Source organism: Chondromyces crocatus (assembly GCF_001189295.1).
Lineage (GTDB): Bacteria > Myxococcota_A > Polyangia > Polyangiales > Polyangiaceae > Chondromyces > Chondromyces crocatus.
Genome location: NZ_CP012159.1, coordinates 7,551,795 through 7,577,958, shown reverse-complemented (window position 1 = coordinate 7,577,958; position 26,164 = coordinate 7,551,795). Strand labels below are relative to the sequence as shown.

Here is a 26,164-nt window from a genome sequence, read left to right as displayed (position 1 = left end):
GTCGACCCGCTTCGAACGTCTTTCGATTAGAACCTGACCCGAGCCTACCTCCAGCCCCCCTCCCGCCATGCGAGTCCGCTACCCACGTACGCCCCACTTGCCCTGGTCGCCTGGCGCGACCTCGGACGATGTGCGCGCCGCGGACCTCTCGGGCCTCGAGGGCCAGGAGATCGTCGTCACCGAGAAGCTCGACGGCGAGAACACCACCCTCTACCGCGACGGCCTGCACGCGCGGTCGCTGGACTCGGCCCACCACCCCTCCCGCGCCTGGATGAAGGCGCTCCACGGGCGCATCGCCTCGCTGATACCAGCCGGTTTTCGCGTCTCTGGCGAGAACCTCTACGCGCGCCACTCGATCGCTTATGAAGCGCTGGAGAGCTGGTTCTACGCCTTCTCGGTCTGGACCGGGGAGGACCGCTGCCTGGACTGGGACGCGACCGTGCGCTTCGCACGCCGCCTGGGCGTCCCGGTCCCGCCCGTGCTGTGGCGTGGGACGATGAACGTGCGCGCGCTTCGAGCCCTGCGCCTCGATCTGAGTCGGCAGGAAGGCTATGTGGTGCGCACGATCCGGGGGTTCTCGCGCGACCACTTTCCGCGGAGCGTCGCGAAGTGGGTCCGCTCGGGCCACGTGCAGACGGACGAGCACTGGATGCTCGGGCCCGTGATCCCGAATGGCCGTGGTCCGAGCGCGGCGCTGTGGGACGTGCGCTCGGGCGCGGCGCCGGAGGCGGCTGCATTGCGGGGCGCGCTGCGCTTGCCGGCCGACGCGGAAGAGTTGCCCGGCGCCCGGACGGCGGAGCGCGGAGAAGCAGCCGTCGTCGACGCGGCGGTGCGCCTGGATGTCCTGGGCCGTCGCGGTGACGCGCGCCTCGCGGGCGTGCTTGGAGCGCTCCTGCACGGCTGGCCGAGGGTCACCCTCATGACGCACCTGCCCACGGCGCTCGGGATGCCGCTCGCGCGCAGGGTGGGGGACCTGGTCGGGCTTCACGGTCGGCTCCACGCCCCGTTCCCGGACGAGCGGCGTCGCGCCGGCCTCAGGCTCATGGTCCGGGCCGCCGACCTCGGGGCTCTGCATGCCGTCGCAGCCGCCGCGCTGGCCGGGCAGCGCGGGGCGGACGTGGACGCTGCGCGCGAGCAGGTCGCCTGGAGCGAGCTTCATGCCGCCGAAGCGGACTTGCTGGAGGAGACGCCCCTCGCTGCCCTCTGCGAGGGACTGCGCTCGGCGCTCGGCGACCTGGAGGCGGACGCGCAGGATCGCTGCTGGGCGGAGGCCGCCGACGCCTGGGCCGAGGGGCGCCTGCACAGCCCCGAGGAGGCCGCCGCGTACGGGTTTCGTTGGCGCGAGGGGCAGTTCCCGCGCCTGGTCGTGACCGTGGGGCCGTCGGGTAGCGGCAAGAGCAGCTTCGTGGAGCAGGGTCTGTCGGGCGCCGCGGTGGTCTCCCTGGACGCGCTGCGCGCCGCGCGCGGCAGCCGCGCCGATCAGGACGCGAACGCGGAGGTCCTGCGCGAGGGGCTCGAGCGCCTCGAAGGGCTCCTCGCCGCCGGCCGGAGCGTGGTCTGGGACGCCACCGCGCTCACCGCGCAGCAACGCTCGCTGCCGCTCTCCGTCGCGCGGCGAAGGGACGCGCTGACCACCTGCGCGGTCTTCCTGGTGCCCCGGACCGTGCTGACCGAGCGCAACGCCCACCGGACACACCGCGTACGGGACGTGGCGCTGGCTGCCCAGCTGGAGCGCTTCGCGCCGCCGTACCCGGGCGACGCACACCGCACCTGGTACATCGACGCCTCGGGCCGCGTCGCCGATTCAGAAGGCACGCTCTCCGGCCCGGAGCGTGAGGAACCCTGAGGACGCGCCATGCGCACGAGCGAGGAGATCTACAACCGTATCCGTTGGGACGCGCGCTTCGAGCCTGCGCGCTTCGTGCTGGGCATCGACATGCACGCGGCCGCGCCGAAGCGCATCCCCTTGCCTGCCTTCGTGCCGGGAGGTGACATCCCGTGGCACCGGATCGTGACCATCGAGGCCGACGGCGAGGTGATCTGGGACCGCCTCACGGGCGTGGATTGCCTGGGGGAGACGCAGGCGGGCCTGGTGCGCACACCGCAGCGGCTGCGACCGCCCTTCTTCTCACCGCGCTCGGCCATGCGCTGGGACCCGGCGCAGAGCGGCTGGGTCAAGGCGGAGACCCCTGCGCCCACCTTCACGCCGGAGGCGACCTCGCGGCTGCGGCTGCTCACGTGGAACACCCTCTGGGATCGCTACGACGCCGACCGCATCCACACCGCACAGCGAAGGCCGCTGCTGGTCGAGGCGCTGCATCGCGCGGACGCCGACGTGATCGCGCTGCAAGAGGTCGAGCTGCCGCTGCTCGAGATGCTGCTCGCCGCAGGCTGGGTCCGCGCCGGGTACACGCTGAGCGACGGCCCGCGCGGCCGCGACGTGGACACCGCAGGCCTCCTGCTGCTCTCCCGCCTGCCGGTGCTCGAGGTCGGGTGGCACGCGCTGGGGCCGCACAAGGCGGTGGTCGCCATGACGGTGGCGCTCGCGGGGCAGCCGCTCATCGTGGCGGCCACGCACCTGACCAGCGATCACACGCACGACGGGCCCCTGCGCCGCGTGACCGAGCTCGCCGCGCTCTCCGCAGGGCTCGGGGCGGTCGAGGGGGATCGGGTCCTGCTGGGTGACCTCAACGACGCGGGGAGAGGTCCTGCCGCGACGCTGGGGATGAAGGACGCGTGGCTGGAGGCCCGCGGCGCGGAGGACGAGACGCCCACCTTCGACCCCACGGTCAACCCGCTGGCCGCCGTCTCGTCGCGGAGCGGCCGCGCCCTCCGCCTGGACCGGGTGCTCGTCCGCGGGGCCACGCTGCGCTCCGTGGCCGCAGCGCTGGAGGGGGCCGCGCCGGTCTCGCCAGCGGGCCTGTTCCTGTCCGACCATTACGGCGTCACCGTGGATCTCTCCGTGGGCGAGGAGGCCGGCGAGGTGCTGGACACCGCGCCGACCGCGCGCACCGCCCTGGCCTGGGTGCCAACCGAGTCCCTCTGGCGCGAGATCCAGGCGATCCGGACGGCGCACGATCCCCAGATCGACCGCTGGCCACCGCACGTGAACCTCCTGTTCGGCTTCGCGCCCGAGTCGAGCTTCGAGGCCGCGATGCCGCTGCTTTCGGCAGCAGCGGGCGAGGTCGAACCCTTCACCGCGGTGCTCGAAGGCGCGCGTTCGTTCCGGCACAGCAAGGACGCCACGGTCTGGCTGGACCCAGCGGCCGCTGGCACGGCGCCCTGGGCGCGGCTGCACCAGGCGCTCGTGCGCCGCTTCCCCCGCTGCCGAGGGCGCGCCGAGGGCTACACGCCGCACCTGACCCTGGGGCGCGTGGACGAGCCGGCGCGCGTTCAAGCCGAGTGGACTGCCCGGCTGGGTCGCCGCGAGGCACCTGTCGGCGAGCTGGTCCTGCTGTCGCGGCGCGGTGATGGGCCGATGCAAGCGCGGGCCTGGGTCGCGCTGGGCAGCGGCGTCGTGCGCTGGGCGTCCGAGGCCGTGGCGCCCTCGGCGACCGGCACGGCAAGGCCTCCTGCCGCAGCGAGGCCGGACGGTAGCGCGGCGCTCGTGGCCGAGCTGGAGGCGGCATTGCCCGGGGGCGTGCTCCACGTCACGGGATCGAGGCGGCTCGGCTGCGCGCTGCCGGGCGGTGACCTGGACCTCGTCGCTGTGCTGCCAGGTCCCGTCGATCTCGACGCCACCGAGGCCCGGGTGCGCGCGGCCCTGCCCGACGCCTCGACCCTGCGGCGCGTGGAGGCGATCCGTGTTCCTGGTCTGGAACTCTGCGTGGCGGGGCTGGACGTGGACCTGACGATCGTCGACGCCGGCACGACACCGCCTGAGGAGGCCGTCGCACGGCGTCTCGAACTGGGTGAGGCTGCCGCGATGGCCCTGAGCGCCGTGACGGACGCCGACGCTGTGCTCCAAGCGGTGGAGACCACCCAGGAGCTGGCTGGACCCACCCCTCACACCGGTCCCGCGCGGCGCCGCGAGGCGTTCCTCATCCTGGCCCGCACCGTCAAGCTGTGGGCGCGCGCGAAGGGCCTCGACGCGGCGCCATTCGGCGGGTTGCCGGGCATCGCATGGCTCGTGCTTTCGGCGCGCACGGTTCGCGAGGCACGGGACCTCGAACCCGGGCGCCTCCTGGCCAGCTTCTTCGGGAACTGGGCGGCCTGGGACTGGCGCAGCCCCATCGCGCTGGCGCCCTCGGCCCCGGCGGTAGGGGCGCCGGGGGATCCCGTTCGTATCGCGACGCCGACGCCGCCCTTGCGTTCGTGCAGCGATGGCGTCAGCACCGCTTCGCTCGCGAACCTGTCCGAGGAGCTCTACGCGGCCTGGGAGGTGGTCGAGGCCGCCTTGACCGAAGGGCGCGATCCGCTGCCGGATCTCTGCGCGCCTCCCCTGCTGCACCGGCGACACGCCGCCTGGGCCGTGATCACCGTCGCGGTGACCCGGCCCGAGGGACTGCCTGCCGCTGTAGGCCGGATGCGCGGCCGGATGCGCGCGCTCCTGTCCGCCTTCGAGCGCGCCGGCGTCACGGATCTGCGGGCCTGGCCCCGCGCGTTCGATACGGCGCCGCGGCTCTGCCGCCACGCGATCGGTCTTGGGCAGAGACCACCCGCGACCGATGCGTTCAAGAAGGTGGTCGGGCCCTGGGCGGCCGGTCTGCACGAGGTCCACGTCGAGTTCGTCGAAGGCGGCGCCGTGCCCACGCTGCGCTGAGCCTTGCTCCTGGGGGCTCACCCCTCCGACGTCGCCCCCTTGCGATGGTGGCTCACGCCTCCGAACGCGACTCTTGCACGGTATCGACGCCCCTCATGTGCGCCTTCGCCCAGGTGCGGAAGTCCGTCGTCGCGAGCCCCAGCGCGCGCGCGAACTCCGGTCGCGCTGGGCTGTCGATCTCGTTCATCCGCTGCTGCGACGTCACGAAGGGCGGCCACAGCCCCTGCGCGAGCGCCTCCTCCGCCGTCAGCGACGGCGCCTCGATGTGCGTGCCCAGCACCTCCGAGAGGACCTCCGCGATCTCGCGCATCGACCGCCGGTCCCCGGCCAGCTCCAGCTCCACCCCGTTCCAGCCCACCGGATCCGCGAACGCCGCCGCCGCCGCCGCCCCGATGTCCTGCATCGCCACCAGCGACAGCACCGTGCTCGGCGCCAGCATCGTCAGCAGCCGGTCCTCCACCCCGTTCGCGAACAGGAACGACGGCCGCACGAAGTTCTCCATGAAGAACCCCGGCTTGAGCAGCGTGAACGAGCGAAAGCCCCCCTCCCTCACCAGATCCTGCGTGTACGCCTTGCTCTCCCAGTAGTGCACGTTCGACTCCGGCGAGCCCCACCCTGGCTGCTGGCGATGGTGCTCCCCCGCGCCCGAGACCGACGTGTGCACGAACTGCGGCACGCCCGCCGCCTGCGCTGCCTCCACCAGGTTCTTCCCCTGGCGCCGCTCGGTATCGTCTCCGAGATCCTTCAGGTTCGGCATCTGCACCGAGAACACCCCCCGCACCCCTGCGCACGCAGCCCGCAGCGACGCCGGGTCATCCAGGTCCCCCCGCACCAGCGTTGCTCCCAGCTCGCGCAGCGCCTGCGCCCCTTTCGCCTCCACATCCCGCACCAGCGCCCGCACGGGCACCCCCTGCGCGAGCAGCGCGCGTGCGACCGCGCCCCCCTGCTTGCCCGTACCGCCCGTCACCAGAATCGGATCGGATGTCGTTGCCTTGCTCATGGGCGTTTCATACGCCCCGCGCTATGGACGATCGATGCCTCGACGTCCAAACCTCATATCCAGGACGCCAGAACAGCTCGACCTCCAGGACCCCCGTGGCGACGTCCTCGCCGACGTGCTGAGCGTCTCCCTGCTCCCGAACGCCCTCTACAAGTGCATCGAGGCCCGCTCCCCCTGGGGACTGCGCGTCCCCACCCGCGACCGTGCGGTCTTCTACCTCGTCGTCCGCGGCCACGCCCTCCTGGAGGTCGACGGCGAGCCCCCGCGCACCCTCTCCACTGGCGACGTCGCCTTCATCCCTCACGGCAGGGCCCACATCTTCCGCGACGAGGCGGCCCGCCACCTGTTCCTGGTCCACGACGGCCCCGTCTGCGTCAGCACCGGCTCTGCCCGCATCGGCGGCAAAGGCGCTCTCACCACCTTCCTCGCAGGCTTCTTCCCCTACACCGGCGGTCTGCGACCCATCCTGCTCGAGCACGCCCCGCACGCCGTGGTCCTCTCCGCCTCGCGCGACGCCCCGCGACCCTGGAGCGCCGCCACCATCGACCTCATGCTCGCCGAGATCGCCTCCCCTGGCCCTGCCAGCACCCTCGTCTTGCAGCGCCTCGCCGATGTCCTCTTCGTGCAGGTGCTCCGCTGGCTCTCCACCCACGACGGCTGCGGCCTCGTGCAAGCCCTCTCCGATCCCCCCGTGCACCACGCCTTGAACCTCATGCACACCCGCGTCGACGAACCCTGGACCGTCGCCAAGCTCGCCGCCCGCGTCGGCCTCTCCCGCTCCGGCTTTGCCCAGCGCTTCACCCAGGTCGTCGGTGACCCGCCGCTCCAGTACCTCGCCCGCTGGCGCATGGCCCGCGCCGCCGAACTCCTGCGCGAGACCCACGACAGCGTGGCGCAGATCGCCCAGCGCGTCGGCTACGAGAGTGTGCCGTCCTTCAGCAAGGCCTTCAAACGCTGGCAAGGCAGGAGCCCGTCGCACCACCGCGTCTCCCGGAGCTAGCTGCCCATCCCTCCCGCCGGCACCGCCGCGTCAGCAGCCTGGGCACCTCTCCCTTCCAGCTCCAGAGCCTCATCGACCGGCTGGACTGACCGCGGCAGTGCTCGACACGACACTGCACCCCATTCGCATGCCTCGCCTCCCAGCGCGTACGCGCGGCCGCCTCGGCATCAACGGCTGGCGCGGCCGCCCTCGATGCCCACGCCGTCTCTGAACGTCGCACAGACCTCTGCGCCGTCGCCGGCCACCGTGACGCTCGCCGCGTCTTCTCCGACCAGGCCTCGATCTCTCGCGAGCGCCCGCACCGCGGTGGCTGCATTCCTGAGCTGAACCCCCACGGCGCCGCTGCCGATCCGGATCGACATGCCTTGCTTCAGCTCGATCACGTAGACCCGCCGCCCGGCCAGCCACGGGCTCGACATGTCGACGGCCAGGAAGTCGCCGCAGAAGGCTCGCTGGTTCGCGCGAAAGAGCCAGAACTCGGTGCGCTGCGAGAGGAACGCGCGCGCGAATTCATGCTCGTCGGCCTTGAACGCGAAGGCATGGAACGCGAAGGCCGCATCGGCCTGGGAAGGGTTCGTCGTCTTCTGCACGAACTCGCAGAAGAGATCGCGCCGCGCGACGACGCGGCGGGTGAGCTTGATGGACAGCGGGAGACGGAGCGCCATGAGAGAGTCCTCGGGGTCGAAGGCCAAACGCGACACCAGCTCGCTCGCGCGGCGAACCGCGGGACGAGTGGCGATGGAGTGCGCCGGATCGAGAGCAGCGTGGGCGACGGGAGAACCCGCCCGACGAACGGACCGCGCTGCTACAGGAAGACCTTCATGGCATCACCGGGAGACCCCCTGAAGATACACGAGATGGGTGAGGGGGCCAGGGGCCCATTCCAGCCTGTCTTCCGTGGGAATCGACGGTCAGCGTGTTCCTCTGAGCCGTCTCCCGCAGGGAATCGACGGTCGGAACGTTCCCCGGAGCCGTTCACCGCAGGAAACCGACGGTCGGAACGTTCCCTGGAGTCGTTCACCGCAGGGAATCGACGGTCGGAACGTTCCCTGGAGCCGTTCACCGCAGGGAATCGACGGTCGGAACGTTCCCTGGAGCCGTTCACCGCAGGGAATCGACGGTCGGAACGTTCCCTGGAGCCGTTCACCGCAGGGAATCGACGGTCGGAACGTTCCCCGGAGTCGTTCACCGCAGGGAATCGACGATCGGAGCGCTCCCCGGGGTCGTTCCCCGCAGGGAACCGACGCCTGGACAGCTACCCATGGTCATCGCGATGGGCGCCAGGGAGGGGTCGCGTCCCTTCAGCCTACGAGCCGCTTGGATTTCCCAGGATGGATGCGAGTTCGTCGTCCAGAAGCTGTGCAAGCTCGCTCTCGGACAGGTCGTGTAGCGCGCTCTCCTGTGCATCGTCCGGGGACGAGGACGCGGTGGAGAAGAGGGTCGCGACGACCGGGGTGTTCGGCGGAGGCGAAGCCGGAGGCGGGGACGGGATGCTCGTCGCGACCAGCGGTGCCGAGTACAGCTCCCCGAGGAGGTAGCGCGTGAGGGCGTCGATGGTCGGGTACGTGAACAGCAGCGTGGCTGGCATCGGCTGACTGGCCTCCAGCTCCAGCCGGCTGCGCAGCTCGAGCGTCATCATCGAGTCGAGCCCCATCCCGAACAGCCCCTGGTTTGCTTCGGGCAGTGTGCCGCCGTCGAGGTGCAGGAGATCGGCGATCCGGCGCTGCAGGTGCGTGAGCAGGGCGTCGTGGCGCTCGTCGAGGGGGAGCGGGTCGAGCCACGAGCGCATCTTCACCGGGGCCGCGACGCGGCGCGAGGCGGGGGCGCGGGTCAGCTCGGAGAGGAGGCGGCCCGTGCGTCCGAACGTCTCCGAAGCCTTGTTCCAGTCCATGGGCAAGACGGCGACCTCGGGGGGGGCGCCGCCGAGCAGCTCGCCGAGCAAGGCGAGGCCCTCGGCGGGGGGGATGAGCCCGACGCCGCGGTCGGCCCAGCGCTCGAGGTCCTGCTGCGTGAGGCTCGCGGCCATGCCCGCCTCGGCCCAGGGACCCCAGTGAACGCTCAGTGCGGGGAGGTCCTCGGCGCGGCGCTGGTGGGCGAGGGCGTCGAGGAAGGCGTTCGCGGCCGCGTAGCTGCTCTGGCCCGCGGAGCCGAGGAGCGACGCGCCCGAGGAGAACAGCACGAAGCTGTCGAGCGGGAGGTCACGGGTGGCGACGTGCAGGTTCCAGGCGCCCTGAACCTTGGGCGCGAGGACGCGATGGAAGCGCGCCGGGTCCTGGCCGACGAGCATGCCGTCATCGAGCACGCCTGCTGCGTGGAAGACACCGCCAAGGGGCGAGGCGTGGTGGGCGATGATCGAGAGAGTGCAGGTGACGTCCTCGGCGCGGGCGACGTCACCCTGCGCGATCTCCACATGGGCGCCGCGCTCGCGCAGCGTCGAGAGGATTTCCGAGGCCGCAGGGGATGGGGCGCTCCGGCCCATCAAGACGAGGGAGCGCGCGCCGCGCTCGACGAGCCACCGGGCCAGGCGGAGGCCGAGGCCGCCGAGGCCGCCGGTGACGAGGTACGTGGATCCGCGCTGGGGGCGCCACGCAGGGACGCTGTCGAAAGCCCGGGGCACGAGGCGAGGGAACCAGCGACGCAGACCGCGGTCGGGGGTGCTCCGCAGGGCGATCCTGTCCTCGCCACCGGGCGCGCAGAGCGCGTCGCAGAGGGCCTCGATCTCACCGTCGGGGGCGCGCGGATCGAGGTCGATCGCGCCGCCCCACAGGGTGCGGTGTTCGAGCGCGAGGGTCCACCCGATGCCGAGCGCGGGGGCTTGCTGCGCCGCGACGGGCGCACCTGCCTCCACGGGCTGGGCGCCTCGGGTCACGAGCCACAGGCGCGGACCGAGGTCGTGTCGCGCGAGCGTCTGGGTGAGGAGGAGCAGGCTCCCGCAGGTCAGTGGCTCGGCAGCTTCCGGTGTAGCGTCGGGCCCGCTCAGTGCGGGGGCGTCGAGGGTCCACAGGTACACGACGGCGCCGGGGCCACCGCTTCCCGCTGGGAACGCGCGGGTGAGCAGCTCGACGAGGTCTTCGGGCCGGTCCGGGGCGACGGTCCAGAGGCCAGGGCTCTCCTCGGAGCACTGCGCGCCACGCCGCGCGATCACGACATGGCTGCCTCGCGCGCGGAGCCGTGTGGCCAGTGCTTCGCCGACGCCACCTTCGTCGGCCAGGAGCAGCCAGCGCGCCGGTGCTCGGATCGAGGTGGGGTCGGCCGAAGGATGGTGCTCACGCCACACCGTCTCGTGGAGCCAGTCGAGCTTCAGGGCGCCGACCGCGCGCTGGGTCACGGGCCCGGTGCTGGACAGCTCGACGCTGGGGAGGTCGACGCGCTCCACGATCGACGGGGGCGCGCTCGCCGCGGCGCGATCCGGCTCGTCGATCCAGTGCCGGCGCCGTTCGAAGGGGTAGGTCGGCAAGGGCACGCGGCGGCGTGCGTAGCCTCGGTCGAAGGCGTCCCAGTCGACGTCTGCGCCTCTGGCATGGAGCGCGCCGAGGCTGTTCAGGAGCACTTGCCAGTCGTCCTGGCCCTTGCGGAGCGACGGCAGCCGAAGCGCGGCATGCGCGGGCTGGGCGCGCTCGGCGATGCCGATCAGTGTGGGCTGCGGGCCGATCTCGAGGAGCACGTCGACGCCGCGCGCGTCGAGGGCTTGCAGCCCGTCCCAGAACCGCACGGGCGCCCGCGCATGGTGGCGCACGTAGGTCGCCGAGAGGGCTCCGAGGGGCTGGCCCGTGAGGTTCGAGATGAGCTCGATCTGGGGGGCGTGCAGCGAGAGCTGCGCGGCGGCTGCTTCCAGCGGGTCGAGGATGGAATCCATCCGGGGTGAGTGGAAGGCGTGAGAGACGCGGAGGTGGCGGGCGCGGATCCCCTCGGCTGCGAGGCGTTCCAGCACCTGCCGGACCGCGGCGCGCTCGCCGGAGAGGACGGTCTCGCCAGGGCCGTTCACGGCCGCGATCGACACGCGCGACGCCATCGACGCGATCGCCTCGGCGACCCGCGCTTCGCCCGCGAACACGGCCGCCATGTCGCCGTCCCCGGGCAGGGACTGCATCAGCCGCCCCCGCTCGGCGACGAGCCGCAGCCCGTCTTCGAGCGAGCATGCGCCGGCGACGCAGGCGGCGGTGAGTTCACCGACGCTGTGCCCCATCACCACGTGGGGCTCGATGCCGAAGGTGCGCCAGAGGGTGGCGAGCGCGAAGCCCACCGCGAACAGTGCTGGCTGCGCGTAGGCGGTCTCGTCGATGAGCTGGGGGGGCTCGTCGTCGTCGGAGCGGCTGGCCCGCGCGGTGGCGTGGCCGGAGGGGTACAGCACCGAGAGCAGCGGGCGATCCAGGTGGTCGCGGAGGAGGGCGTCGCACCGATCCATGGCCTCGCGGAAGACGGGCTGGGTCTCGTACAGCCGGAGGCCCATGCCGACGTGCTGGGCGCCCTGGCCGGTGAACAGGAAGGCAAGGCGCGGTGGGGAGCCGTGCTCCACCGCGCCGTGGTGTACGCCGGGGGTGGGCTCACCGCGCCGGAAGGCGCCGAGCCGTTCGCGCAGCTCCTCGTGCGAGCCGGCCACGATCGCGACGCGGTGGTCGAGGTGCGCGCGACCTGCGTTTGCGGTGAAACACAGGTCGCCGAGCGCGCTGGGGGGCGCAGCCCCGAGGTGGGCGGAGACGCGCCGCGCGAGCTGGTCGAGGACCTCGGGGGTATGGGCGGAGAAGGTGAACAGGTGCAGCGGTCGCTCGGGGCCTGCGGGGCGCGGGGGCGCCGAGGGGGCCTCTTCGAGGACCACGTGCGCGTTCGTGCCGCCGAAGCCGAAGGCGCTCACCCCGGCGCGGCGTGGGGCGACGCCCGCCGGCCAGTCGGTGAGCGCAGCGTTCACGCGGAACGGGCCCTGGGCGAGGTCGAGCTCGGGGTTCGGTGTCTCGAAGTGGAGGCTCGGCGGGATCTGCCCGTGCTCGACCGCGAGCACGGTCTTGATGAGCGAGGCGACGCCGGCCGCGGCGTCCAGGTGACCGATGTTCGACTTCACCGACCCGAGGGCGCAGGGGCGCGCGCGGGCGCCGAAGACCTGGCGAAGCGCGGCGACCTCGATCGGGTCCCCGAGCGGCGTGCCGGTGCCGTGGGCCTCGACGTAGTCGATCGTCTCGGGGTCGACCCCCGCCAGCTCCAGCGCGGTGGCGATCACGTCGGCCTGGCTGTCGATGCTCGGCGCGGTGAAGCCGACCTTCGCAGCGCCGTCGTTGTTGACGGCGGTCCCCTTGAGGACGGCGCGGATCATGTCGCCGTCCTCGATGGCGTCGGCGAGCCGCTTCAGCACGATGACCCCGACGCCGTTCCCGAACAGCGTGCCACGGCCGCGCGCGTCGAAGGCTCGGCAGTGCCCGTCGGGTGAGGAGATGCCGCCCTCCTGGTAGAAGTAACCAGGGACCTGGGACACCTTGATCGACACGCCGCCCGCGAGCGCCGTGTCACACTCCCCCGCGCGCAGCGCCTGGCAGGCGAGGTGGGTTGCGACGAGGGAGGTGGAGCACGCCGCCTGGAGCGTGAGGCTGGGGCCCCGCAGGTTCAGCTTGTACGACACGCGGGTCGCGAGGAAATCGGCCGAGCCGGCGACGAAGCGCGCCAGCGCCTCGGGCGGGAAGTTGCCGAGCAGGTGCGCGAACGGCAGGTAGCTGTTCGGCGCGAGGCCCGCGTACACGCCAACCCGGGCGCCAGCGCGCGTCCTGGGGCTGTAGCCGGCGGTCTCCAGGGCCTCCCACGCGCACTCGAGGAAGAGGCGGTGCTGTGGATCCATCAGCGCGGCCTCGTAGGGGGAGTAGCCGAAGAGCGCGGCGTCGAACTGGTCGATGCCCTCGATCGTCGAGGCAGCGCGCACGTAGGAAGGGCCTCGCACGATGGCCGGGTCCGCGCCCATCGCTTCGAGTTCCTCGGGGGAGAAGAACGCGATGGATTCGATCCCGTCGCGCAGGTTCTGCCAGAAGATGTCGAGGTCCGGCGCGCCGGGGAATCGACCCGACATGCCGATGATCGCGATGCCTTCGGGAGCGCCGGCGTTCGTGACGCGGCGGCTGCGGCGCGTGCTGGCGCGCGCCGAGGGGCCCGTGGAAGTGCGGGAGGGCTCGGTCAGGTAGTGGGCGAGCGTGGCGATGGTGGGGTGGCGGAAGAGGCCGGTGATCGGGACATCGCGGCGCAACAGCTCCTTCAGGCGCGTGCGCACCTGCGTGAGCAGCAGCGAGTGGCCACCCAGATCGAAGAAGCTGTCGTGCAGGCCGACCTTCTCGATCTGGAGCACGTCGCGCCACACGCCCGCGACGAGCTTCTCGACGTCCGTGCGGGGGGCCTCGTAGGCGACGCGCAGCTCGGGGCGGAGGCCCTCGGGGTCGGGGAGGGCGCGTCGGTCGATCTTGCCGTTCGGCGTGAGCGGGAGCGCTTCGAGCGGCGTCACCGTGGAGGGCACCATGTACTCGGGCAGCCGCTCCTGGAGGAAGCTGCGCAGTTCGGGGCCGAGCCGCCGCGTCAGCCTGGCGAGGAGAGGGGAGTTGGTCAGCGCGCGGGTGGGGTCTGCGGCTTCAAGGAGAGCGGGGTCCGAGGGGCTTGCGGCTCGCTCCATCCCGTCGCGAAAGAACACGGCGTCATAGCGGCCGTCGGCGCCGTGCTGCGCCCAGCCGAAGCGCACCTCGTAGCCGAGCTCCGCGGCGAGCTGCCAGAGATCCGCAGGGTCCAGGGCAGGTGGGCGTTGCGTCGCCGCGGCCGCGCGGAAGGTGGAGACGGCGTCGGGACCACCTCCCTCGATCCACCGGAGCGCCTGCTCTTCCTCGGCGAGTCGGGCGTTCCGCACGCTGGCGAGGCCCCACGCGGCGGGGGTCTGCTGGGTGAGGTGGCGGCGGACGGCCTCCAGAGTCCAGCTTTCGCTCCAGGGGGTCGGAGCACCGAGGGGTGTCGGAGCGGGGGCCTCGACGTGCAGCACGGCCTGGTAGCGGAAGCGCGTCAGCTCGTTGTGCTGTCGGCCGCGCCGGGGGGTGATGTCCACCCAGCTCACGCGGGGGAGCGCATGCCGCAGGTCGTGGAAGAAGGCGGGATCGAGGACGAGTTCTTCGTCCTGGGTCACCGCCTTGCGCACGCGCTGCGTGAGGTTGGCGCGCGAGAGATCTGCGGGGGCCTTGAAGATCTGGATCGAGGCGTGGAAGGCTTCGAGCAGTGGCAGGCTGCGGACGTCGCCGATGAAGACTGCGCCGCCCGGTCGGACTGCGGCGACGGCGCCCTCCAGCACGGTGCGGAGGTACTGGGCGCTCGGGAAGTACTGCGCGACGGAGTTCAGGATCACGAGGTCGAAGCTCTGCGGTTCGACGCCCGTGAAATCGTCCGCCGAGCGCTGGTGGAGGCTGACCTGGGGCAGGCCTCGCTTCTCCACCCGCTGACGCAGGAGTTCGAGGGCGGCGGCCGAGAAGTCCGTGCCCAAGTACTGCTCGCACGAGGGAGCGATGCGGAACAGCACGAGGCCGCTGCCGCTGCCGATCTCGAGCACCCGCCGCGGCTTCAGCCGGAGGATGTCCTGTGCTGTGCCGTCGACCCATGCGGTCATCTCTGGCGCGGGGATGGGCTGCCCGGTGTAGCTGCTGTTCCAGCCAGACGTGTCGCGCTCGGGATCCGGCGGCGCTTCGGCGGCACCCTTCTGGTAGATCTCGCCCCAGACGCTCTGCCACTGCGCGATCTGCTCGACCTTGATCTCCTCGGTCGAGAGCGCGATCGGGTCCACGGTCACGTAGGCGAAGAGCCGCGTGTCGTCGGTCTGCAGCGCGCGGGCCACCACGACGGCTTCCCGCACCGCCGGGTGCTGCCGCAGGGCTGCCTCGATCTCGCCGAGTTCCATGCGGAAGCCCCGGAGCTTCACCTGGTGGTCGACGCGCCCGAGGAACTCGATGGCGTCCTCGCGGAGGAAGCGCACGCGATCTCCGGTCCGGTACAGCCGCGCGCCGCTCTCCAGGCTGAAGGGATCCGGCACGAACTTCTCCGCGGTGAGCGCGGGTCGACCCAGGTAGCCGAGCGCCAGGCCAGCCCCACCGAGGTAGAGTTCCCCGGGGACGCCCACGGGCACCGGCTGAAGGTGACGGTCGAGCACGTAGACCTGCGTCTGCGCGATGGGTCGCCCCAGGACGATGGGTCCGCCGCTCTGCTCGACGCGCGCGACCATCGACCAGATGGTCGTCTCGGTGGGGCCGTACATGTTCCAGAGCGTGCCCACGCGCGCGAGGAGGCGGTCGGCGAGGTCCCGCGGCAGAGCCTCGCCACCGCAGAGCGCGGTGAGTGCAGGCTGCCCTTGCCACCCGGATTCGAGGAGCATCCGGAACGTCGACGGCGTCGCCTGGAGGAGGGTTGCGCTCACCTCGGCCATCCGCGCCGCGAGCCGCGCGCCATCCGACACGTCCTCGCGGCGCGCGATGTCGACCCGTGCCCCGGCGAGGAGCGGGAGGTACAGCTCCAGCCCCGCGATGTCGAAGGACAGCGTGGTCACCGCGAGCAGCACGTCGTCGTGCCGGATCCCGGGCTCCTTGCGCATGGATCCGAGGAAGTTCGTGAGCGCGTGGTGCTGGATCTGCACGCCCTTGGGGCGGCCCGTGGAGCCGGACGTGTAGAGCACGTAAGCCACGTCCGAGAGCGCCGGGACGACCATGCCCTCGCGCTGTGGCGTCTCTTCGACGATTCGTGCGTCGTCCTTGTCGAGCAGGAGGAGGGGCAGGCCTTCGGCTGCGACGCAGGGGCGCGCGGCGAGGGTCTGCTCGGTGATCAGCGCCCGGAGTTCTGCGTCCTGCCGCATGAACGCGAGCCGCTCGTCGGGGAAGCTCGGATCCAGTGGCACGTAGGCGGCGCCGGATTTCATCACGCCGATCGTGGCGGCGAGCATCTGGAGAGAGCGTTCGAGGAAGATTCCGACGCGCGCTCCTGGGCCTGCGCCCAGGGCGCGGAGCTGGTGGGCGATGCGGCTCGAACGGCGGTCCAGCTCCGCGTAGGTCCACGTCTCGTCGCAGCACGAGGCCGCGACACGCTCGGGGGTGCGCGCGACCTGGGCTTCGAAGAGGGCGGGGAACGTCCCCTCGTTCTCGACGATCACGCGGGGGGCGTTGAAGCCTTCGAGCAGGCGATTCCGCTCGGCCGCGCCGAGTAGCGACAGCTCCGAGATTCGCCGCTCGGGTCGCTGCGTGGCGTCTTCGAGCAGGGCCTGGAGGTGATCCATCATCCGCCGAGCCGTCTCGGCGTCGAACAGGTCGACGTTGTGGATGAGGTAACCCGCGAGCTTCTCGCCCTCGGCGACCATCATGAGGTCGAGGTCGAAGCGGGCTGCGCCGTGCCGTAGGGGAATCGATTCGAGATCCAGGCCGCCGAGCTGCATCCGGGCGCCACCCACGCCGAGGACGAACGGCAGGGCTGCTGGGAGGCGGTGGGGCTGCTGCAGCACGAACATCGCCTGGAAGAAGGGCGAGCGTCCGGGTTCGCGGCTGCGGTGCAACTTCTCGACGAGCAGCGGGAACGGGTAGCCCTGGTGCTCGTAGGCGCCGAGCGCGCTTTCGTGCGCGCGCTCCAGGGCGCGGCTGAACGGCGGATCGTCGCTGAAATCAGCAGTCATGACGACCGGGTTCACGCAATAGCCGACGGTGCCGGCCACGTCCGCCGCGCCGCGTCCCGACGTCAGCGAACCGACCCACACGCGCGGGGTCCCTGCGGAGCGCCCGAGCAAGATCTGGAACGCGGTGAGGAGGAGCGTGTTGAGCGTCACGCCCTGGGCCCGGGCGACGGCCCGGAGCCGCTGGGTGAGATCGGGCTCGATCGCGAAGGCGTGGACGTCGCCCCGGTAGCTCGGCGATGGGGGGCGGGGGCGGTCGAGCGGTAGATCCAGGGGCAGAGGCTCCTCGCCGAGTGCGTCCTGCCAGTAGCGGAGGCACCGTGCGCCTTCTTCGCCACGGACCAGCGCATCCTCGCGCCGCACCACCTCGGCGTAGGGCGCGCTGGGCGGCGGCAGGGCCGCGCGGTTCCCGGCGGCCTCGTAGAGCATCCCGAGTTCATCGAGCACGACGAGCGTGGACCAGAAATCGATTGCGATGTGGTGCACGAGCAGGAGCAGCACGTGCTCCTCGCCGCGCTGGAACACATGCACCTGGAAAAGGGGGCCCCGCTCCAGGTGGAAAGGTCGCCGCGCCAGCTCTTCGAGCCGGGCCTGGAGCGCTTCCTCGGTCCAGCTCGATGCGTCCACCTCTGCGAAGGCGATGTCGCCAGCCGGGGCCGCGCGCTGCACGAGCTGTCCCGCCTCCTCGACGAAGACGGAGCGCAAGTTCGGGTGCCGCTCGGAGAGCGCCTGCGCCGCCGCGCGCAGGGAGCCCGCGTCGAGCCGGGAGCGCACCCGCGCTGCGAAGACGACGTTGTACGCGGTGCTCTGCGGAGCGCTCTGGTGGAGGAACCAGAGCGCGCGCTGGCCGTGCGAGAGGGGGTGTTCCTGTCCCTCTGTTGTCGCGGCGAGCCGTGCGAGGATCGCTTCCTTGTGGGCGCCGAGCTGCGCCTTGAGTTCCGGATTCAGCGTACCAGCAGGCGCCCGGAAGCGCAGTTTCCCGTCGTCGACCCAGAGGCTCACGCCCAGGGCCGCGAGCTTCGCCATCAGCTCGTCGATGCGCATGAGGTCAGATCTCTCCCTCTTCCCACGACTGTCCCTCGCCCCGGTCTTCGTCCGCTGCCCTGGTCTCCAGCGCGCACACGATCTGCGTCGCGACGTCGCCGAGGCTCAGGCCGCCCAGGAGATCGCGGGTCCGTACGTCGACGGCGAAGCGGCTCGCGAGCAGGTGGCGCATCTGGAGCGCGAGCAGAGAGTCGACGCCGAGCTTCCGGAGCGGCTGGTCCATGGCGAGCCGGGTCGGCGCGATCTCCAGGAGGCCCGCGACCCAGCGCCGCAGACCGTCCTCCAGCGCAGATCGTCGCTCCCCGGGCGAGGCCGAGAGCACGGCGTTCCAGTCCGGGCCGCCCTGAGGGGCCTTCGCCTCGACGTGCGTCTGCGCCTCGGCCTGTACCAGCGCCTCTCCGGCGACGCGCGCATAGGGCGTCGGTGCTCCGAGGTGCGCGTGGTTGATCCGGAGGAGCTCGTCCACGGTCAGGTATGCCTCCTTCTGCACCCGCAGCAGCGCGTAGATGGCGAGCCCCCGCGAGAGGAGACCCGCGAGCTGGTTCGGCCCGCGCAGGTGGTGCAGGGAGGCCTCGTCGTAGCGTTCGGCGAGGTAGGCATACTTGCTCTCGAAGTCGTCGTCGTGGAGGAAGAGCGCGACCTCCTGGCTCAGGTCGACGCACTCGACGACCCTGAGGCCGCTCCGCGCGAGGTCCTCGGCCCACTGCTCCTTCGGTGTGAAATAGGCGGTCGATGCCGGGTGATCGATGGGCGTCGACATGTTCGAGAGGATCTCGGCCATGACCGCGAGCCCGCCGATCCTGAGGTGCCGGCCGATGTTCGCGAGCACCGCGGCCTTGTCCTGGATGTGGTGAATGACCTGGAAGGCGATGATGAGATCGTAATGGCCAGGGAGCTCGTCGCGCGAGCTGTCGCGGTGGAACAGCGTCATGCGGTCGCCGACCCCTGCCGCCGCGGCGCGGGCGCGGCCGATCTCGATCTGGTCGGGGGAGATGTTGTAGCCGTGGACCTTCAGGTGGGGGTTCTCGGTGGCGAGGCGCAGGAGGTCCGAGGAGTACCCGCAGCCGACATCGAGGGCGTGCGTCATGGGTCCGAAGTCGATGCCGCGGAAGAGGAACCGCCACACTTCCTCGATGGCGCCGAGCACGCGCCGGAAATCTTCCGGGTGCTGCTCCGGCTCGGCCCAGGTCATCACCCAGGAGTAGTCGGGTGGGATCTGCCGGAACGGGCCGAAGCGCAGGTGCTCCCAGCGGTGCGAGCGGGCGGAGAGCGATGCGTAGTACTGCACGAGCGCGTCCCGCTCGGCTTCCGAGGAGGATGGCGTCGCACGCGTTGTCTCCACGCGCAGGGGCTCGACGCGGGATGGCTCGACGCGGGATGGCTCGATGCGGGGCGGCTCGGTGTGAAGGTCGACCGAGGCCGCCGCGTGGAGCCGCTCGGTGCGAGGGGCGTCGATCCAGCAGCGCTCCCGCTGCCACGGCATGGCCGGCAGCCGGGTGGTGCGACCACCGTCAGGGAACAGGGCGCCGAGGGCGGCAGGGTAGCCGCGCACCCAGAGTTCCCCGAGGGAGCCGAGCATCACTGCGCGTGCGTCGCGATCCCGCCGCAGTGAGGGCAAGGCGCGAACCTCGGCGCTGCCAGCACCGCTCGCGACCTGGAGGAGCGCGTGGGTGAGGACGGGGTGGGGGCCGACCTCGACGAAGACACGGATGCCGTGCGCGAGGAGTGCCTCGACCGCTGCTCCGAAGCGGACGGGCTCCCGGATGTTCCGGGCCCAGTAGTCCGCAACGAGATCCGCGCCAGCGATCTCTTCGCCCAGGGTCGACGAGACGAGCGGCACGGTGCCGGCCCGCACCGCGACGGGCCCGAGCGTCTCGGCCAGCGCGGCGCTGTGCGGATCCATCTGGGCGGTGTGGAAGGCGAAGTCGACGCCGAGATCACGCGCGAACACGCCCTCGTCGCCGAGCGATGCGATGAGCGAGGCGAGGGCCGCGGGATCTCCGGCCACCACGGTGTCCGTCGGCGCGTTGTAGGCCGCGATGGAGAGCTTTCCTCCGAAGGCTTCGAGCCTCTCGCCGAGCGCGGCCGCATTCATCTCGACGGCCGCCATGCGTCCCGAGCCGGCGGCGCGCTGCATCGCCTGCCCACGCGCGATGACCACGCGCATGGCCTCGTCGAGATCGATCGCGCCGCTGACGCAGGCCGCCGCGATTTCTCCGACGCTGTGTCCGACGACCGCGGACGGCGTGATTCCCCACGAGCGCCAGAGCGCCGCCACGGCCACCTGCAGCGCGAACAACGCGGGCTGCGCGATGTCCGTGCGACCGAGTCGCGATCGGTCCTCGCTGGCTTTCAGTTCGTCCCAGAGCGACCAGCCCGCGTGCTGCTGGATGAGCGCCGCGCACTCGTCCAGCTTGGCCCGGACGACGGGCTCTTGGGCGGCGAGCGCGCAGCCCATCTGTGGGTGTTGCGGACCCTGGCCGGAGAACACGAAGGCGAGCCCCGGTGGGCCTGCGGGCGCCGATCGGCCCGACGCCGCGCCTGCGCGTGTCTCGCCCGCGCTCACGGCATCCAGCGCCTCGGCCGCCTCCGCCCGGGAGCGCGCCACCACCGCCGCGCGGTGCTCCAGCGCGGCCCGCCGTATCGAGCTGGTATACGCGACATCGGTGAGCAGGGGAGCGTCGCCCCCCGAGAGCTTGGCCGAGGTGCTCGCCGCGAGCGCGCGCAGCGCTTCGGCCGAGGGCGCCGACAGCACGACGAGCTCGGCCCTGCCCTCGGGCGCCTGGTCGTCACGCGGATCGAGGGCCAGCGTGGGCGAGAGCGACGCTTCCTTTCCGCTGGCCCCGAACACCGCTTCCCAGCGCACCTCGGCACCGAGGGAGTACAGGGCAGCCAGCGATTCGAGCAGTGCGCGCCGATCGTCTTCCCCGCGACGCAGGGAGCCGAGCACCGGACCACCTTGAAGCCCCGAGAGGCACTGCTCGATGGACCGCGCGAGGATGGGGTGTGGACCCACTTCGAGGAACACGGCGTCGCCGTCTGCTGCGGCTCGCTGCACGGCGTCGGCGAAGCGGACGGGCTCCCGCACGTTACGCGCCCAGTAGGTGGCATCCAGGGATTCGCCCGGGATGGGGGCGCCCGTCACGGTCGAGAGGATCGGCACGGCTGCGCGGCGTGGGTCGAGCCCGGAGAGGGCCTGCGCGAGCGCCGTTTGCACGGGATCCATCTGGGGGCTGTGGTAGGCGACAGGGACCCGCACGCGCTGGGCCGTGACCCCGCGGCTTTCCAGTGCCTCGATGATGTCGGCGAGCGCGCGTGTCTCGCCGGAGAGGACGACGGAGGACGGGGCGTTGATGGCGGCCACCACCACGGCGCCCGCGGTCGGAGTGAGCAGCGGTTCGAGCGCCTCGGGCGCGAGGTCGACGACCGCCATCGCGCCCTGCCCGGCAGCCGCTTGCTGCAGTCGGCTGCGATTCAGGACCACGCGCGCCGCCGACGCTGCGTCGAGCGCCCCGGCCACGTACGCGGCGGCCACCTCGCCGACGCTGTGTCCGAGCACGGCGTCCGGCTTGATCCCCCACGACTGCCAGAGCGCGGACAGCGCCGCCTGGAGCGCGAAGAGGAGTGGCTGCTGCACGTCCGCCCGTTCGAGGTGCTCGTCGTCCTCGCCTGCCGCGAGCCAGTCGACGATCGAGCCACCGATCGCTGGTGAGAACAGGGCGTCCCACCGTGCGAGTTCGGCTCGGAACAGGGGCTCTGTGCGGAGGAGCGACCTCCCCATGCCGGCCCACTGGCCACCATTGCCGGAGAACACCCAGACGAGGCGCCGCTTTGTGTGCGGGGGGCTCTCCGCACCCTGGCGAAGGCGTGCCGCGAGCTCGCCTCCAGACTGCGCGACGATCGCGAGACGGCTGGAACCCTTCGAGATCCGCCGCGCCGCGGCGAGACAGACACCCTCCCAGGGCGCCCCACCGTCGAGCTGCTCGACGAGCCGCTCTGAGTGGCTCACGAGTCCCGCTGGATCCGACGCCGAAAGCGGGAGGATCTGCGCGGCTGGTCTCCACCCCTCCAGGATCACGTGCGCGTTCGTGCCGCCGAAGCCGAAGGAGCTCACCCCGGCGCGCGGCGCCTCGTCTGCGAAGGGCCAGGGGGCCGTCTCGCGCTGCACGCGGAGCTTCAGGGCGTCGAAGGGGATCTCGGGGTTCGGCTCGTCGAAATGAAGGCTGGCTGGGAGCATGCCGTTCTTCATCGCGAGCGCCACCTTGATGAGACCTGCGATCCCGGCGGCGGCCTCCAGGTGACCGATGTTCGTCTTGATCGAGCCGACGAGGAGAGGGCGAAGCTCATCCCTTCCTTCGCCCAGGACCGCGCCGAGCGCCTTGGCTTCGATGGGATCGCCGAGCGCCGTCCCTGTGCCGTGAGCCTCTACATAGTGGATGCTGCCCGGCGAGACGCCTGCGTCCGCGCACGCAGCGCGCAGTACGTCCTCCTGCGCTGCAGGGTTGGGTGCGGTCAGGCCATTGCTGAATCCGTCGTTGTTGACGGCGCTCCCGCGGATGACGCAGTAGATCGGGTCGCCGTCTGCGAGCGCTCGCGACAGCGGCTTCAGCACGACGACGCCCGCACCCTCGCCGCGCGCGTACCCATCGGCCCCTGCGTCGAACGCTCTGGAGCGGCCGTTCGGAGATAGCCCTCCAAACCGGGCCATCGCCATCGTGCTCTCGGGCAGCAGCATGAGGTTCACGCCCCCCGCGAGCGCCACCGCGCACTCGCCGCGGCGCAGGCTCTGGCATGCGAGGTGGACGGCGACGAGTGAGGAGGAGCAGGCGCTGTTGACCGTGAGGCTCGGGCCTGCGAGCCCGAACGTGTAGGAGACGCGCGCGGAGATGATGCTCGAGTCCATGCCCGTCGCGGTGTGCGGGCCAATCAGATCCGACCGCGCGCACGAGAAGCGGCCATACTCGCTCCACATCGCCCCGAAGAAGACACCCGCGTTCGTACCTCGCAGCGCGTCGACGGGCTGCCCGGCGTCGTCGAGCGCCTCCCAGGTCAGCTCCAGCATGAGCCGTTGCTGTGGATCCATGGCGATTGCCTCGCGAGGCGAGATGCCGAACGAAAGCGGATCGAAGCCTTCCACCTGGCGCAGGAAGCCACCTCTCGGCGGCAAGCCTCCGCCGTTCGCCTCGCCAGCACCCCATCGATCCGGCGGTGGCGCGGTGAGTGCGTCGCCGCCGCGTGCGAGCAGCGCCCACAGCGCGTCGGGGTCCTCGGCGCCCGGGGTGCGGCATGAGAGCCCCACGATCGCGATCGGCTCGTCCGGCGCTGTCGAACGGGCCATCCTGAGGCCCTGACCTCGCATCGCTGTGCGGGGCTGCTCCGCGCCTTCGAGATGGCGCGCGAGGGCCTCCACGGTTGGATGATCCCAGAGGAGCGTCGCGGGCAACCGTTGGCCGAGCACGCCCGCGAGGTGCGTCATCAGCTCCGCTGCCATCGCGGAGGTCACGCCATGACGAGAGAATCGCTCCCGAGGATTCATCCTCTCGGCCGCGATGCCGAGCTTCGCGGACAGCCACGCGATGATAACGCGCCGGATGTCGATTCCCTGTGCCGCCTCGCGATTCGACAGATCAGCCATGGGGTCGTTTTTGCTTTCGTGTGACATTCGCCGACATCGCAATGATATCGGCGATAAGCCGCGCCAACGTATTCTTGGGGACAAAACCCTGTCAAGCGGGGCACTGCGCTGTGGATGCGCGCATCCGGTTGATATCGGACTGGCGACCACGGGATCCTGCCATAGCCGATCGAGGGCGCACGATATTCACCCGGCCCACGGACGCGGCGCGGTATGGTCGCTTCCCACGCGCGTGCTCATCCCGCGCCGCGCAACGAGAGGATTCGACCAGACGCCATGCTCCCCTCCGGTCCCACGCTCCCAGGACGTGTCCAGCTCTTCTGGTGGATGTTCGATCCAACCTCGTTCATGGAGCGATGCACGAGGGAGCACGGCGACACCTTCACCACGCGTTTCACCTCGTATCCCCCGAGTGTGTACGTGACCGATCCCGAGGTCATCAAGCAGGTGTTCGTCGCGAGCGCAGAGGACCTCTCCGCGGGCCAGGCGAACACGGGGCTGATGGGGTTCCTGTTCGGTGAGCGATCGGTCCTCAGCCTGGACGGGGCGCAGCACCTCCGGTCGCGGCGCCTGGTCCTCCCGCCGTTCCACAACGAGCGGCTCGGGCGCTACGGGCGCTTGATGCGCGAGATCACCGATCAGCACATCGACCGCTGGCCCATCGGGAAATCGTTCTCCGTGAGCAAGGCGATGCACGAGCTGACGTTCGACGTGATCCTGCGCCTCCTCTTCGGCGTGCACGAGCGGGCGTTCTACGAGCCGTTCAGCAAACTCGTCGCCGAGCTGGTGCGGCAGACGACGAGCCCCTTGTTCCACGGCCTCTTCGCGATGCTACCGCCTGAATGGGTGATGTCGATGCTCACGCGGGGGCCGACGAAGGTGGCGCTCGGGCCGCTCGGCGAGCGTGATCTCAGCCTGTTCATGCCTGGCGGCGCCATCCTGCAGGCGAAGCGGGAGATTGGTGCGCTCATCCACGCGGAGATCTCGCTGCGCCGTGCCTCTTCGCAGCGGGGGGATGACGTCCTGTCGATGCTGCTCGATGCACGCGACGAGAATGGCGAAGGGATGAGCGACGACGAGCTGCACGATCAGCTCATCACGCTGTTCATTGCGGGACACGACACGACGGCCAACGCACTCTCCTGGGCGGTCCACCACCTGCTCCAGCACCGCGAGGTTCGAGGAAAGCTCGACGACGAGCTGTCCGGGGTGAAGGGAGAGGGCGCAGGCTGGCTGCAGGAGGTGGCGGAGCTGGCGTACCTGGACGCATTCATCAAAGAGACGATGCGGCTGACGCCCGTGGCGCCCGTCATCCTGAGGATCTTGCAGCGACCGCTTCGCTTCGGGCAGTACGATCTGCCAGCGGGGAGCTACGTGTGCCCGTGCGTGTACCTGACGCACCGGCGGGCGGATCTCTGGCCGGAGCCGGAGCGATTTCTGCCGGAGCGGTTCATCGGCCGGCGCGTGAGCCCGTACGAGTTCTTTCCTTTCGGCGGTGGGGCCCGGCGGTGTCTGGGCGCAGGTTTCTCGATGTACGAGATGAAGGTGATCCTCGCGCGGCTCGTGGCGCGAGCGGCGCTTCGGCCGGTCGGAGGCGGTGAGGTGCGGCCCGAGCGCCGAGGGATCTTCCTGGCACCGTCGAGCGGCGTACCTGTCGTTCTGGAGGGGCGCCGCGAGGCGTGACGCCGAGAGGGGAAGTCAGGCCGCGGCCGAGTTCTTCGTCTGCGGCTTCGGTCGGCGCGCTTTCAGCACCACGGGGGCTCCGTCCGATGGCGCGAGCATGATGTGGCGGTTGACCATGCGAACGGGCCGGTTCGACGCAAGCTCGAGGCTCGCGCGGCGGAGCACCGTCGCGAGGACCATGCGCATCTCGTACATGGCGAACGCCATCCCGAGGCAGCGCCGTGCGCCTCCTCCGAAGGGGAGCCACGCATAAGGGTCCGGCTTCGTGCCGAGAAACCGCGCCGGATCGAAGCGCTCGGGATCTGGATAGAGGTCCTCGCGGAGGTGCGTGAGCACGAGGGCCGGGATGAGCATGGTCTCGGCCGGAAGCGTGTGCCGCGAGAGTTCGAAGGGCGCCTTGGTCCTGCGTGAGATGAGCGGTACGAGGGGCCTCAAGCGGAGCGACTCCTTGATGGCTGCGTCGAGGTACTCCAGCGCAGGCAGGTGCTCGGCCACGATTGTCTCCTGGCCGAGCACCCGATCGAGTTCTTCGTGCACCTTGGCGAGGGCCCAGGGCTCGGCGAGCAGGCGCTCCACCGCGAACGTCATGCCGATCGCGGATGTCTCGTAGCCTGCGGCGATCAGGGTCACGAGCGCGTCGCGAAGCTCGCGATCCGTCATGGCCTGTCCATCCTCGTGCTTGCTCTCCAGGATGAGGGTCAACACGTCCTGCCGCGTCGGATCTCGCGGTGCAGCGCGGCGGCGAGCAATGAGTTCGTAGATGGAATCGTCGAGCTGACGCTTCAGCTTGGAGACGTGCAGGAAGGGCAAGAGCTTGTACAGGTCGAGTCCGGCGAATGACGCCATCACGCGCATGGGCGAGGTCGCCTCGTCGAGCACCGAGGTGAAGCGCTCGAGGAACGTCGCGATTTCGCGTGGATCCTCCAGGCCAAAGATGTTCCGGAGCATCAGCTCCATCGCAATCTCGGTCATCTTCGAGAGGAGCGGGAATGGGCGCCCTACGGGCCAGCGATCGAGCGAGGCGTCCGCCACATCACGCATGATGGTGGCGTAGGTTTGCATGCGCTCGTTCTGAAAGGGGGGTAGGAGCTGTCGACGGCTCCGGATGTGGGCCTCCCCGTCGAGAACGACGACGGAGCTGTCGCCGACGAAGGGGCGCACGAGCGAGTTGCTCTCGCCAGCGTAGATGACGTCGATGGATGCCGTGAAGACCCGTCGGATGTCCTCTGGCGAGGTGATGAACACGAAGTCACCCGAGCCGGTCATGTGCACGGTGAACGTGTCACCATGCTGCTGGCTCCATCGCTTCAGGAAATGAAGCGGACGGGACATGTACAGCGACGTCTGGATGAAGCCGGGGAGTCTCGGGCCGGGAGGGAGCGAGGACTTCATGG

The 26,164-nt window shown here is 71.0% G+C and carries 9 protein-coding genes; 4 read left to right on the top strand and 5 right to left on the bottom strand.

All coding sequences use genetic code 11. The features are described from left to right. The first annotated feature begins 67 nt into the window (after positions 1-67). Both CMC5_RS27035 and CMC5_RS27030 read left to right on the top strand, forming a co-directional pair. A complete protein-coding gene (locus tag CMC5_RS27035) occupies positions 68-1,846 on the top strand; it encodes an RNA ligase family protein (RefSeq protein WP_050433128.1) in 1,779 nt (592 codons plus the stop codon). Between the two features lie 9 nt (positions 1,847-1,855). After that, on the top strand, positions 1,856-4,762 hold the full coding sequence (locus CMC5_RS27030; RefSeq protein ID WP_050433127.1) for a poly(A) polymerase: 2,907 nt from the start codon (positions 1,856-1,858) through the stop codon (positions 4,760-4,762). 52 nt (positions 4,763-4,814) lie between these two features. Here CMC5_RS27030 and CMC5_RS27025 read toward each other — a convergent pair whose 3' ends face one another. After that, the gene (locus tag CMC5_RS27025; protein ID WP_050433126.1) at positions 4,815-5,762 is read right to left on the bottom strand and encodes an NmrA/HSCARG family protein; all 948 of its coding nucleotides are present in this window, start codon (positions 5,760-5,762) and stop codon (positions 4,815-4,817) included. A gap of 34 nt (positions 5,763-5,796) precedes the next feature. Here CMC5_RS27025 and CMC5_RS27020 point away from each other — a divergent pair, with 34 nt between their 5' ends. Beyond that, positions 5,797-6,762 (top strand): AraC family transcriptional regulator, encoded by a 966-nt coding sequence (locus CMC5_RS27020; RefSeq protein WP_063796356.1) that lies wholly within the window; start codon positions 5,797-5,799, stop codon positions 6,760-6,762. 167 nt (positions 6,763-6,929) lie between these two features. Here the strand turns inward: CMC5_RS27020 and CMC5_RS27015 are convergent, their stop codons facing one another. The 3 genes from CMC5_RS27015 to CMC5_RS27005 form a co-directional block, all read right to left on the bottom strand. After that, positions 6,930-7,427, bottom strand: a complete 498-nt coding sequence (locus CMC5_RS27015; protein ID WP_156338893.1) for a hypothetical protein — start codon at positions 7,425-7,427, stop codon at positions 6,930-6,932. Positions 7,428-8,068: 641 nt separating this feature from the next. Continuing rightward, positions 8,069-17,452, bottom strand: coding sequence for a hybrid non-ribosomal peptide synthetase/type I polyketide synthase (locus CMC5_RS27010; RefSeq protein WP_050433124.1), 9,384 nt, complete (start codon positions 17,450-17,452; stop codon positions 8,069-8,071). A 4-nt stretch (positions 17,453-17,456) separates the two neighbouring features. Next, a complete protein-coding gene (locus tag CMC5_RS27005) occupies positions 17,457-23,087 on the bottom strand; it encodes a type I polyketide synthase (RefSeq protein ID WP_050433123.1) in 5,631 nt (1,876 codons plus the stop codon). 276 nt (positions 23,088-23,363) lie between these two features. Here CMC5_RS27005 and CMC5_RS27000 point away from each other — a divergent pair, with 276 nt between their 5' ends. Beyond that, a complete protein-coding gene (locus tag CMC5_RS27000; RefSeq protein ID WP_169796669.1) occupies positions 23,364-24,770 on the top strand; it encodes a cytochrome P450 in 1,407 nt (468 codons plus the stop codon). Positions 24,771-24,785: 15 nt separating this feature from the next. On the opposite strand, the gene CMC5_RS26995 is transcribed toward CMC5_RS27000, so the two are convergent. Then, positions 24,786-26,162, bottom strand: coding sequence for a cytochrome P450 (locus tag CMC5_RS26995; protein WP_050433121.1), 1,377 nt, complete (start codon positions 26,160-26,162; stop codon positions 24,786-24,788). Between the last annotated feature and the right edge of the window lie 2 nt (positions 26,163-26,164).